2 protein-coding genes are annotated in these 14,160 nt (G+C 73.9%); both read left to right on the plus strand.

Annotated features, from left to right (window positions below):
* The coding region (locus tag ACFY8U_RS36135; protein ID WP_389576373.1) for an SDR family NAD(P)-dependent oxidoreductase at window positions 1-3,120 on the plus strand (3,120 nt) is incomplete at its 5' end.
* A gap of 4 nt (window positions 3,121-3,124) precedes the next feature.
* Window positions 3,125-14,160: type I polyketide synthase (locus ACFY8U_RS36140; RefSeq protein WP_389576375.1), on the plus strand; the 11,036-nt coding region annotated here is incomplete at its 3' end.

A 14,160-nucleotide genomic window follows, 5' to 3' on the forward strand; every position in this document is an offset into this window, starting at 1 on the left:
GCGGTGATGGACGCCGGGTACTGGTACGAGAGTCTGCGGTCGCTGGTCCGGTTCGACGAGGCGACGAATGCGCTGCTCGCCGACGGCCGGTCGGTGTTCCTGGAGTGCAGCCCCCACCCCGTGCTGACCCCTGGCATCGAGCAGACGCTGGAAGCTGCCGGTCACCCGGGCGTCACGCTGGCCACCCTCCACCGCGACCGCGGCGACGCGACACGCTGGCTGACCGCCCTCGCCGAAGCCCACGTGGCCGGCGTCCCGGTCGACTGGAGCAGCGTCCTGGAGGACCGCACGGGCCGTGTGGTCGACCTGCCCACCTACCCCTTCCAGCGGGAACGTTTCTGGCCCGAGAAGCGGGTGCTGCCCACCGACGTCTCCGCCGTGGGCCTCGGCCGCGCCGATCACCCGATGCTCGGCGCGTCGGTGCCCATGGCCGGCAGCGACGGGGTACTGCTCACCGGTCGGATCGCCGCCGGCACCCACCCGTGGATCGCCGACCACGTCCTGCTCGGCACGGTCCTGTTGCCCGGCACCGCCCTCGTAGAACTGGCCCTCCGGGCCGGGGAGTCGGCGGGCTACCCGCACCTGGACGAACTGACCCTGGAGGTACCGCTCACCCTGCCCGGGGACGGGGCGGTCGTCGTCCAGGTCGCCGTCGGCGACGGCACGTCCGCGGACGACGGCCGTGCCGTCACCGTCTACTCCCGCGCCGAGGGCGACGAGGGCGCCTGGACCCGGCACGCCACCGGCACCCTGCGGACCACTCCCGCCGGGCCCGCCGCGGAGCCGGTCCCGTGGCCGCCCCGGGACGCCGAACCGGTCGACCCGGCCGGTTTCTACGCGGCCGTGGCCGAAGGCGGCTACGGATACGGGCCGGCCTTCCAGGGCCTGCGTGCCGTCTGGCGGCGGGCCGACGAGGTCTTCGCCGAGATCGTGCTTCCCCAGGAAGCCCGCACCGACAGCGCCGGCTTCGGCCTGCACCCCGCGCTGTTCGACGCGGCCCTGCACGCCGCCGGAGCCGGCCGCCTGTTCCCCGACACCGGCGAGGTGCGGGTGCCGTTCGCATGGCAGGGCGTCACCGTGCACGCCGCGGGCGCCACCGAACTGCGGGTCCGGATCAGCCGCTCCGCCGCGCGCGATGCCCTTCGGCTGGAGGCCGTGGACACCTCGGGCGCACCCGTCGTCCAGGTGGAGACGCTGGAGTTCCGTCCGGTCTCCGCCGCACAGCTGGCCTCCGCGCAAGGACCCCGCGAGGCGCTGTTCGCCGTCGAATGGACGCCGGCCGCCGCAGGTCCGGCCCCCGTCTCGTGGGCCGTGGTCGGCGCCGACGCACTCGGCGCCGCCGACCAGTTGGCGGAAGAGACCTACGCCGTCGAGTGGCACTCCGACACGGCCGCACTGACCGAGTCCATCGACGCGGGCATGACCGTGCCCGAGGTCGTCCTGCTCTCCGGGCCGGCCGGGACCGCCACCACGCCCGAGGACGTGCACCACCGGGTCGCCGAGGTGCTCGCCGCCGCACAGACCCTCCTCGCGGACCAGCGTTTCGACGGATCGCGCATCGTCCTGCTCACCTCAGGAGCCGTCGCCGTCCACCCCGGTGAGGACATCACCGACCTGCCCGGCGCCGCCGCCAGGGGACTGCTGCGCACGGCACACTCCGAGCACCCCGGCCGCTTCGCGACGATCGACTCCGACGGCAGCCTCGGCGGACTGACCGAGGCGCTCCTCCCCGGCGAGCCGGAGACCGCCGTCCGTAAGGGCACCCCGCACGTGCCGCGCCTCGTGCGCGCCCGGTCCGCCGACGCGCCCACGTCGCCCGCAATGCCGTCCGGGACCGTGCTGATCACCGGCGGAACCGGCGGTCTCGGCGCCCTGGTGGCCCGGCACCTCGCGGCCACGCACGGTGTCACCGAACTGCTCCTGCTCAGCCGCTCCGGCCCGCAGGCACCCGGGGCCGCCGCCCTCACCGACGACCTCGCCGCTCTCGGAGCCCGGGCGGAGATCGTGGCCTGCGACGCCGCCGACCGGGACCGGCTCGCGCAGGTGCTCGCCGGCCGCCGGATCGGGACCGTCGTGCACGCGGCGGGCGTCCTCGACGACGGTGTCCTCACCTCGATGACGCCCGAGCGCCTCGCGACGGTGCTCCGCCCCAAGGCGGACGCGGCGCTCCACCTGGCCGAACTGGCAGAGGCCGAGACGTTCGTGTTCTTCTCCTCCGCCTCCGGCACCTTCGGCGGCGCAGGCCAGGCCAACTACGCCGCCGCCAACGCGGTGCTGGACGCCCTCGCCGCCCGCCTCCACGCACAGGGCCGCACCGCGCTCTCCATCGGCTGGGGCATGTGGGCCACGGCCACCGGCATGACCGGTCACCTCTCGGAGGACGTGCGCGGGCGCGCGACCGGCGACGGCACGGCCCTCTCCGACGTGGACGGTCTCGCCCTGCTCGACGCCGCCCTCACCTCCGGCCGGTCCCACCTCCTGGCGGCCCGCCTGGATCTGGCGACCCTGCGGGCACGTGCGGGCAGCGTCCCGGTGCCGCCACTGCTGCACGCCCTCGTCCCGCAGCCCGCGCGGCGGGCGGCCGAGGCGGGGGAGGACGCAGCGTCGTTCACCACCCGACTCGCGGCCCTCGACCCGTCCGAGCGTCGGCAGGCCGTGCTCGACCTCGTACGCGGCCATGCCGCCACGGTGCTCGGGCACACCTCGGCCGAGGCCGTGGAACCCGAACAGGGCTTCACCGACCTGGGGTTCAGCTCCCTCACCGCGGTCGAGATCCGCAACCGGCTCAACACGGCCACCGGGCTGCGGCTGCCCACCACGCTGATCTTCGACCACCCGAACGCCGCGCGCCTCGCCGACCACCTGCTGGAGAACCTGGTCGTCGAGGACACCAGAACCGGCCCCGCCGCGCTTCTGGCCGAACTGGACCGGCTCGACACCGCCCTCTCCGCCACCGGCCCGGAGGACGAGACACGCGCACGCGTGGTCGCGCGGCTGCACGCGCTGCTCGCCCGGTACGACGCCGGGGACGACACGGGTGCGGTCGGCACCGCCGCGGACTTCGACGCGGCAGGAGACGAGGAACTCTTCGCCTTCATCGACAACGAAAGAGGAGTCTGAGGCGGTGCAGGACAACACAGCCGGCGCACGTGCCGTATCCACCGAGGACAAGCTCCGGGACTACCTGAAGCGCGCCACCGCGGACCTCGCCGCGGTGCGCCAGCGGCTCCGTGCCGCGGATTCGGCCGAGCGCGAGCCGATCGCCATCATCGGCATGGCCTGCCGCTACCCCGGGGGCGTCGACTCGCCCGAGGCGCTGTGGCGCGTGGTGCGGGACGGCGTCGACGCCGTCTCCGGCTTCCCCGTGGACCGAGGCTGGGACATGGCACCCTTCGACGCCGGAGCCGCCGCCGGCGTCGAGTTCACCCGCGAGGGCGGGTTCATCGACGCGGTCGCCGACTTCGACCCCTCGCTCTTCAACATCTCGCCGCGCGAGGCCCTCGCCATGGACCCGCAGCAGCGCCTGGTGCTCGAGACCTCCTGGGAGGCTGTGGAACGCGCCGGCATCGACCCGCTCTCCCTGCGCGGCAGCCGTACGGGTGTCTTCACCGGTGTCATGTACAACGAGTACGCCTCCCGTGCCCTGTCCGTCCCCGAGGAGGTCGCCGGACACCTGGGCACCGGCAGCAGCGGCAGCGTCGTCTCCGGCCGCGTGTCCTACACCCTCGGTCTTGAAGGCCCCGCACTGACGGTGGACACGGCGTGTTCGTCGTCGCTGGTGGCGCTGCACCTGGCGGTGCGGTCGCTGCGCAGCGGGGAGTGCTCGATGGCGCTGGCGGGCGGCGTCACCGTGATGATCACCCCCAACACCTTCATCGACTTCGGCATGTCCGGCGCTCTCTCCGCCGACGGCCGGTGCAGGGCCTTCTCGGCGGACTCCGACGGCACGGGCTGGGGCGAGGGCGTCGGTGTGCTGCTCGTGGAGCGGCTCTCGGACGCGGTGCGCAACGGACACCGCGTGCTGGCGGTCGTGCGCGGTTCGGCAGTCAACCAGGACGGCGCCTCCAGCGGCCTGACGGCTCCCAACGGCCCCTCGCAGCAGCGGGTCATCCGTGCCGCGCTGGACGCCGCACGGCTCACGGCGGCCGACGTGGACGCGGTGGAGGCGCACGGTACCGGTACGACGCTTGGTGACCCGATCGAGGCGCAGGCGCTGCTCGCCACGTACGGACAGGGCCGGCCGGCCGGTCGGCCGGCGTACCTCGGGTCGTTGAAGTCGAACATCGGGCACACGCAGGCGGCCGCGGGTGTCGGCGGTGTGATCAAGATGGTGGAGGCGATGCGCCATGGCGTGCTGCCGGCCACCCTGCACGTGGCCGAGCCGACACCGCACGTCGACTGGTCGGCGGGGGCCGTCGAGCTGCTGACGGAGGCGCGCCAGTGGCCCGAGGGCGAGGAGCCGCGGCGGGCGGGTGTGTCGTCGTTCGGTGTGAGCGGCACGAACGCGCACGTGATCCTGGAGGAGTACCGGCCCGCCGAGCCCGACGCCGCCGAGGCGCCCGCTGCTCCGGCGGAGGCCGGCGGTGTCGTGCCGTGGGTGCTGTCGGGGCGGACCGAGCAGGCGCTGCAAGGCCAGGCCGCGCGTCTGCTCGACCACGTCCGGGAGTTGGACGCGGACGACCGCGGCCCCACGGTCGGTCGGATCGGCTTCTCGCTTGCGGTGACGCGTGCCGCTCTGGGGCATCGTGCGGTCGTTCTGGGCTCGGATCTGGCGGACTTCCGGCGGGGTCTTGAGGCGCTCGCGGAGGGCCGTGAGGTTCCGGGCGTCGTCACGAGTGTGCGTGGCTCGGGTCAGGGTGCTCCGGTGTTGGTGTTCCCGGGGCAGGGGTCGCAGTGGCTGGGTATGGGCCGGGAGCTGGCGGGTTGGTCGCCGGTGTTCCGGGAGGGCCTGGAGGAGTGCGCGGCGGCGTTGGAGCCGCATGTGGACTGGTCGCTGTGGGATGTGCTCGACAGCGACGATGAGGCGCTTTGGGGTCGGGTGGATGTGGTCCAGCCGGTTCTGTGGGCACTGATGGTTTCGCTGGCCAAGCTGTGGCGCTCGTGCGGTGTGGTGCCGTCCGCCGTGGTGGGTCATTCGCAGGGTGAGATCGCGGCCGCGGTGGTGGCCGGCGGTCTGTCGGTGGAGGACGGCGCACGTGTGGTGGCGCTGCGTTCACGTACCCTGCGGGCACTGGCCGGACGGGGCGGAATGGTCTCGCTGGTCGCCGGCGCGAAGGTGGCCGCCGAGCTGGTGGCCGGCTTCGAGGGCCGGGTGTCCGTGGCTGCGGTCAACGGTCCCGGTTCGACGGTGGTGTCCGGTGAGCCGGACGCACTCGACGAGCTGATGGCCGCGTGCGTGGAGCGTGGGATTCGGGCACGCCGGGTCCCCGTGGATTACGCCTCGCACTCCGTACAGGTGGAGGAGCTGCGCGAGCAGATCCTTACCGACCTGGCTCCGATAGAACCCAAGTCGTCGGCTATTCCGCTGTATTCGTCGGTGACCGGTGGCCGGATCGACACGGCGGTGATGGACGCGGGCTACTGGTACGAGAGTCTGCGGTCGTTGGTCCGGTTCGACGAGGCGACGAATGCGCTGCTGGCCGACGGCCGGTCGGTGTTCCTGGAGTCCAGCCCGCATCCGGTACTGACTCCTGGCATCGAGCAGTCGTTGGAGGCGTCCGGGCAGCCGGGCGTCACGCTGGCCACCCTTCACCGTGACCGTGGGGACGCGACGCGCTGGCTGACCGCCCTCGCCGAGGCCCACGTGGCCGGTGTCCCGGTCGACTGGACCGGCGTCCTGCCCGACGCCCGGCCCGTCGACCTCCCCACTTACGCCTTCCAGCGACGCCGCTACTGGCTCGACACCGCCGAGCCCGAACTGCCCGCCACCGATCGCGCACAGGACTGGTTCTGGTCCGCCGTCGAGAACGAGGACCTCCCGGCGCTCCAGGCCATGCTCGACGTCAGCGGCCGGACCCCACTGGCCGAAGCGCTGTCCGCGCTCTCCTCCTGGCACCGGCGCGACCGCGAACGCAGCCGGGCCGAGAGCTGGTGCTACCGGACCGCGTGGACGCCCGCGCAGCTCCCCGCCGGGCGGCTCGACGGCCGCTGGATGGTGGCCGTACACCCGGACCACCACGAACATGCGCTGGTCACCGCGGTTCTCTCGGCCCTCGATGCGGCCGGCGCCGCCCCCGAACTGCTGCCCGTGGCCCCCGAGGACGAGCGCGGCACCCTCGCCGAGCGGTTGCGCGGCGCCGACGGCGTGCTGTCGCTGCTCTCCCTCGCCGAGGACCCCGCCCCCGGACACCCCGCCACCCCGACCGGCTTCGCCGCCGGCATCACCCTGCTCCACGCCGTGCACGACACCGGCGAACCGATGCGTCTGTGGTGCGCCACCTCCGGCGCCGTCGCCGCCGGGCCGGGCGACACCGTCACCGCCCCGGTACAGGCCCTGACCTGGGGTCTTGGCCGGGTCGCCGCCCACGAGTACACCCAGTGGGGCGGCCTGATCGACCTGCCCGCCGACCCCGAGCCGCGCGCGATGTCCCGGCTGGCGGCGGTCCTCGCCGGCACGGGCGAGGACCAGGCGGCGATACGCGCCACCGGGGTCTTCGTGCCCCGCCTGCGCCGAGCCGAGCCGGCCCCGCCCGGCCGCACATGGCAGTCGTCCGGCACCGTGCTGGTGACCGGCGGCACCGGTGGTGTCGGTGCGCACGTCGCCCGCTGGCTCGCCGCCTCGGGCGCCGAACACCTGCTCCTGCTCAGCCGGCGCGGCCCGGAGGCCCCCGGCGCGGCGGAACTCGCCGCCGAACTGCGGCAATCGGGAGCCGAGGTCACGGTCGCCGCGGTGGACGCGGCCGACCACGACGCGCTGGCGGCCGTCCTCGCCGAGCTGCCCGCCGCACAGCCGCTGACCGCCGTTTTTCACGCCGCCGGCGTCGTCGACTCCAGCATCGTGGACTCCCTCACACCGGACCGTGTGGAGACCGCGCTGCGCGCCAAGGTCGCCAGCGCCCTCAACCTGCACCGGCTCACCGCGCACCTGGACCTCTCGGCCTTCGTGCTCTTCTCGTCGCTGGCCGGCGTCTTCGGCTCGGCCGGCGAGGGCAACTACGCCCCCGGCAACGCCTTCCTGGACGCCTTCGCACAGTACCGCCGTTCCCAGGGCCTGGCCGCGACCTCCGTGGCCTGGGGATCATGGGCGGGCGCCGGCATGGCCGAGGGAGGCTTCGGCGACGTACTCGAACGCCACGGCATCCTCCGTATGGAGCCCGCACACGCCCTCGCGGGACTGCGTACGGCGCTGGAGCGGGACGAGACCACGCTTGCCCTCGCCGACATCCGCTGGGAGGTCTTCTCCTGGTTCTTCACCGCCACCCGCCCCAGCCGCCTGCTCGACGAGCTCGCCGACGTCCGCAGCCTCCGGCAGACAGCCGAACAGAGCGCGGCCCAGGGCCCCGCCGCCGACCAGGAGAACCTGCCGCCGGCCCAACGGCTGGCCGGAGCCTCGGAGGCGGAGCGTAACCGGTTCCTGCTCGACCTGGTCCGTGACCAGGTGGCGCTGGTACTCGGCCACGAGTCCGCCTCCGAGGTGGAGCCCGGCCGGGCCTTCGGCGAGCTGGGCCTCACCTCGGCGGGCGCCGTCGAACTGCGCAACCGCCTGACCTTCACCACGGGTCTGCGCATGTCCGCCACCCTCGTCTTCGACCACCCCAGCCCGCTGGCCCTCTCCCGTTTCCTGGCCGCCGAGATCACCGGCGGGAGTGCCGGACCGGTTCCCGACACCGCGGCCCCGGCCGTGCCCGTACACGGCGACGCCGCCGCGGCGGACGACGACCCGATCGTCCTCGTCGGCATGGCCTGCCGCTTCCCGGGCGGCGTCCGCTCCCCGGAGGACCTGTGGGAACTGGTCCGGTCCGGCACCGACGCGATGGGCCCCTTCCCCGCCGACCGCGGCTGGGACCTCGACGCGCCCGGCGGCGACTACCCGCGGACGGGCGGCTTCCTCCCCGACGCGACCGCCTTCGACGCCGACCTGTTCGGCATCTCGCCGCGCGAGGCGCTGGCGATGGACCCGCAGCAGCGATTGCTCCTCGAAGCGTCCTGGGAGGTACTGGAGCGGGCGGGCATCCACCCCCGGTCGCTGGCCGGGTCGCGTACGGCGGTGTACGCCGGCGCCGGCGGCCAGGACTACCTGACCGTCCTTGCGGCGGACCCCCAGGCCGGCGACGGCTATCTGGTCACCGGCGGATCCCCCAGCGTGCTCTCGGGCCGTGTCGCCTACGCCTTCGGTCTCGAGGGCCCGGCGGTCACCGTGGACACCGCGTGCTCCTCCTCCCTGGTGGCCCTCCATCTGGCCTGCCAGTCCCTGCGCCACCGGGAGTCCGACCTGGCCCTGGTCGGCGGCGTCAACGTGCTCTCCCTGCCGTCCGTCTTCGCCGAGTTCAGCAAGCAGCGCGGCCAGGCCGCCGACGGCCGGTGCAAGGCCTTCGCCGCGGGCGCGGACGGCACCGGCTGGGGCGAGGGCGTGGGTGTCCTGCTCGTCGAGCGGCTCTCGGACGCGCGCCGCAACGGGCACGAGGTCCTCGCGGTGGTCCGCGGCAGCGCGGTCAACTCCGACGGCGCGTCGAACGGGCTGACGGCGCCGAACGGTCCAGCGCAGCAGCGGGTGATCCGGGCCGCGCTGGCGTCGGCGGGACTTGAGGCGTCCGATGTGGACGCGGTGGAGGCGCACGGCACGGGCACGAGGCTCGGCGACCCGATCGAGGCGCAGGCCCTGCTCGCGACGTACGGCCAGGACCGCGACGAACCCCTGTACCTGGGCTCGGTGAAGTCCAACATCGGACACACCCAGGCCGCCGCAGGCGTCGTGGGCGTGATCAAGGCCGTCATGGCGCTCCGGCACGGGGTGCTGCCCCGGACGCTGCACGTGGACGAGCCGACCCCGGAAGTGGACTGGTCGGCCGGCGCGGTGGAACTGCTCACCGAGAACCGCCCGTGGCCGCAGGCGAACCGGCCCCGGAGGGCGGCCGTGTCGTCGTTCGGCATCAGCGGCACCAACGCGCACACCATTCTGGAGCAGGCCCCCGACCCGGCCGAGGTACCCTCCGACACCCCGCAGCAGCACGAGCACCCGGACCTCCCGCTGCCCGTCCCGCTGTCCGGCGCCACGCCGGACGCCCTCGCCGAGCAGGCCGGCCGGCTCGCCGGCGTGGACGCGGACCCGGCCGACCTGGCGCTCACCCTGGTCACCACTCGCGCCGACCTGGACCACCGCGCGGTGGTCTTCGGCGACCACACCGCCGTACTGACGGCACTGGCCGCGGGTGAGCAGCCGCAGGACGCGGTACGTGACCAGGTCGTGCACGGCGGGCTGGCGCTGCTGTTCACCGGCCAGGGTGCGCAGCGGGTCGGTATGGGGCGTGAGCTGTACGAGGCGTTCCCGGTGTTCGCGGACGCGTTCGACGACGTCTGTGCGCGGGTGGACCTCGAACGGCCGCTGCGTGAGGTCGTGTTCGAGGACGGTGAGGCCCTGGACCGGACCGTCTACGCGCAGCCTGGTCTGTTCGCAGTCGAGGTGGCGCTGTTCCGGCTGGTGGAGTCCTGGGGTGTCACCCCGGACGTCCTGGTGGGCCACTCGATCGGTGAGCTGGCCGCCGCGCACGTGGCCGGAGTGCTGTCCCTGGACGATGCCTGCGTTCTCGTCTCAGCACGCGGGCGCTTGATGGACGCGCTGCCGTCGGGCGGCGCGATGCTGGCCGTCGAAGCAGCAGAAGAGGGGCTTGAGCTGCCCGAGGGCGTGGACCTTGCGGCCGTGAACGGCCCCACCTCCCTGACGGTCTCGGGCGACGCCGACGCGATAGCTGTACTGGAGGAGCGCCTCCGAGCAGAGAACGTACGGGTCAAGCGCCTGACTGTCTCCCACGCGTTCCATTCGCATCTGATGGAGCCGATGCTCGACGAGTTCGCGTCCGTCGCGAAGTCGTTGACGTACCACGCGCCGACGATTCCGGTCGTCACTACGGCGCCCGGGGACATCGCGACGCCGGACTACTGGGTCGGTCAGATCCGTGAGCCCGTTCGCTTCGCCGACGCGATCGCCTCCCTCAACGGTGTACGTACGGCACTGGAGCTGGGCCCTGCCGGCGTGCTCTCCGCCTTCGTACCGGAGCAGGTCGACACCCTGGCCGCCGTACCCGCGCTGCGCCCCGACCGCCCCGAGGCCACCACCCTCGTCCGCGCGCTGGCCCGTCTGCACACCCGTGGCGTCCCGGTGGACTGGTCCGCCTACCTCGCCCCGTTCGGAGGCGCCCGGATCGCTCTGCCCACGTACCCCTTCGCCCGCCGACGGTACTGGCCGACTCCCGTCGTCCCCCGACCCGTCGCGGCGGAGAACCCGGTCGAGCGGGAGTTCTGGGCGGCCGTGGACTCGGCCGACGCCGACGCCGTGGCCGGCGCGCTGCGACTCGACGAGGACCAGCGGGACGGCCTGGGCGCCGTCCTGCCCGCCCTCGCCGCCTGGCGGGAGCGGGGCCGGCACAAGGCCACCACCGACGCCTGGCGCTACCGCGTCGGCTGGACCCAGCTCACCGACCGGCCGGTGCGGCTGAGCGGCACCTGGCTCCTGGTCACGGGCGGCGAGGCCCCCGACGGGCTCGCCGACGGCCTGCGTGCCGCGGGCGCCGATGTCGCCGTGATGACGGAACTCGGCGCGGACCGTACGGAGTGCGCTGCCGGGATGGCCGGCCTGGCGTCGGTCGCCGCCGACGGCGGCCGGCCCGTCGCCGGGGTGCTCGTGTGCGTGGACACCGCCGCCGAGCTGCTGCTGGTCATCCAGGCTCAGGGCGACGCCGGACTCGCCGCACCGCTGTGGTGCCTCACCTCCGGCGCAGTCGTGGCCGTGCCCGGCGACGAGTGCCGTCCCGCCGCGGCCCAGCTGTGGGGACTCGGCCGGGTCGCCGCCCTCGAACACCCCGACCGCTGGGGCGGCCTGGTCGACGTGCCGGAGCGACTCGACCGACGGGCGGTCGAGCGGCTGGCCCAGCTGCTGGCCGGGGACGCGGGCGAGGACCAGGCGGCCGTCCGGCCGACCGGCATCCACGTCCGCCGGCTGCGGCGTGCCCCCACCGCTGCGGCCGGGCAGACTCAGCCGGCCGAGTGGCGCACCGACGGGCCCGTCCTGGTCACCGGTGGCACCGGTGCGCTGGGCGCCAACGTCGCCCGTCTGCTGGCCGAGCGTGGCGCCACCCGCCTCGTCGTGGCGAGCCGGCGCGGCCCCGCCGCACCGGGCGCGTCCGAGCTGGTCGCGGAGCTCGCGGAGCGCGGCTGCGACGCCGTCGTCGTCTCCTGCGACCTGAGCGACCGGGACTCGGTGGCCGAACTTCTTGAACGCCACCCGGTGACCGCGGTCGTGCACGCGGCGGGGATCGTCGACGACGGTGTGCTCGACGCGCTGACGCCCGAACGGCTCGCCGCCGTACTCGACGCCAAGGCCCACTCCGCCGACCTGCTGGACGAACTCACTGGCGAACTTACCGACTTCGTCGTCTTCTCCTCCGTCGCGGGCGTGCTCGGCAGCGCCGGGCAGGGTTCCTACGCCGCCGCCAACGCGCACCTCGACGCCCTGGTGGAACGCCGCCGCTCCCGGGGCCTGCCCGGCACCGCCCTCGCCTGGGGCGCCTGGGCCGGAGCCGGGATGGCCGCCGATCCGGCGGCCGCGGCCCGGCTGGCGCGCGGCGGGCTGCCCGCCATGGCGGAGGACCGGGCGCTGGGAGCCATGGCCACCGCCCTGGCCGAAGGAGACGGCACGCTGGTCGTCGCGGACATCGACTGGGAACGGTTCGCCCCGGGCTTCACGGCGGTACGGCCCAGCAGGCTGTTCGCCGAACTCCCCGAGGCCGCCCCGGTCGTACGCGGAGTCGAGGCCGCCGGTCCTGCCGCGCTCGCCGCGCCGGACGCGGACGCCGCCGAGCAGGCGCGCGGCGCCGAGACCCTCGTCCTGGAGGCCGTCGCGGCCGTCCTCGGCCACGGCTCGCCCGCGGCCGTGGACCGCGAACGCGCCTTCCACGACCTGGGTTTCGACTCCCTCACCGCCCTGGAGCTGCGCAACCTCCTGGCCTCCCGGACGGGCCTGTCCCTGCCGGCCGGCCTGGTCTTCGACTTCCCGACCCCCGCAGCCCTCGCCGCGCACCTGCTCACCCTGCTGTCCGGCCAGACGTCGGCCTCCGCCGCCCGCCCGGCCGCAGGCGGCGGCCGGGCGGCGACGGACGAGCCCATCGCCATCATCGGGATGGCCTGCCGATTCCCCGGCGGTGTGGACTCGCCCGAGGCGCTGTGGGGCCTGGTGGCCTCCGGTACCGACGCGATGGGCGACTTCCCGGCGGACCGCGGATGGGACCTCGACACCCTGCTCGGCCCCGACGGACTCTCGTCCAGTCGCGCGGGCGGCTTCCTCGACGACGTCGCCGCCTTCGACGCGGGCCTGTTCAACATCTCGCCGCGCGAGGCGCTCGCGATGGACCCGCAGCAGCGGCTGCTCCTCGAGGCGTCCTGGGAGGCGTTCGAACGGGCCGGCATCGACCCGACCTCGGTCGGCGGCAGCGACACCGGGGTGTTCGCCGGCACCAACGGCCAGGACTACGCGGCCCTGCTGCTCGGCTCCGAGACCGCTACCGAGGGCCACCTCGGCACCGGCAACACCGCCAGTGTGCTGTCCGGCCGCATCTCCTACACCTTCGGCCTGCGGGGACCGGCGCTCAGCGTGGACACGGCGTGCTCGTCGTCGCTGGTCGCGCTGCACCTGGCGGCGCAGTCGCTGCGCAACGGCGAGTGCTCCATGGCGCTGGCGGGCGGCGTCACCGTGATGCCGCTGCCCGGTACCTTCATCGAGTTCAGCACGCAGGGCGCACTCTCCGCCGACGGCCGTTGCAAGGCCTTCTCGGCGGATGCCGACGGTACGGGCTGGGGCGAGGGTGTGGGTGTGCTGCTGGTGGAGCGGCTCTCGGATGCTCTGGAGCGTGGCCATGAGGTGTTGGCTGTGGTGCGGGGTTCGGCGGTGAATCAGGATGGTGCGTCGAATGGTTTGACGGCGCCGAATGGTCCGTCGCAGGAGCGGGTGATCCGTGCGGCGCTGGATGCGGCGCGGCTCGACCCTGCCGATGTGGATGTGGTGGAGGCGCATGGCACGGGGACGACGTTGGGTGACCCGATCGAGGCGCAGGCGTTGCTTGCGACGTACGGGCAGGATCGTGAAGAGCCCCTGTATCTGGGGTCGTTGAAGTCGAACATCGGTCATACGCAGGCGGCTGCGGGTGTCGGTGGTGTGATCAAGATGGTGGAGGCGATGCGCCATGGTGTGCTGCCGGCCACGCTGCATGTGGGGGAGCCGTCGTCGCATGTGGACTGGGAGGCGGGGGCTGTCGAGCTGCTGACGGAGGCGCGTCAGTGGCCGGAGACGGATCGTCCGCGCCGGGCCGGTGTGTCGTCGTTCGGTGTGAGCGGTACGAACGCGCACGTGATCCTGGAGGCCGCGCCCGAGCACGCCGACGAGGTGTCCGCCGACCCGGCGGTGAAGACCGAGGGTGTGGTGCCGTGGGTGCTGTCGGGCCGAACGCAGCAGGCGCTGCGCGGGCAGGCCGCCCGACTGCTCGCGCATGTGCAGGAGCTGGACGTGGACGGCGGCCCCACGGCCGGTCGGATCGCTTCCTCCCTCTCGACGACGCGTGCTGCTCTCGGCCATCGCGCGGTCGTTCTGGGCTCGGACCTGGCGGACTTCCGGCGGGGTCTTGAGGCGCTTGCGGACGGCCGTGAGGTTCCGGGCGTCGTCACGAGTGTGCGTGGCATGGGTCAAGGCGCTCCGGTGCTGGTGTTCCCGGGTCAGGGCACTCAGTGGCTGGGTATGGGCCGGGAGCTGGCGGGCTGGTCGCCGGAGTTCCGCGAGGGCCTTGAGGAGTGCGCGGCGGCGTTGGAGCCGCACGTGGACTGGTCGCTGTGGGACGTCCTGGACAGCGAGGACGAGGCGCTGTGGGGTCGGGTGGATGTGGTCCAGCCGGTCTTGTGGGCGTTGATGGTGTCGCTGGCCCGGCTGTGGCGCTCGTGCGGTGTGGTCCCGTCGGCGGT

Source organism: Streptomyces sp. NPDC012508, assembly GCF_042902595.1.
In the GTDB taxonomy this organism is placed as follows: Bacteria; Actinomycetota; Actinomycetes; order Streptomycetales; family Streptomycetaceae; genus Streptomyces.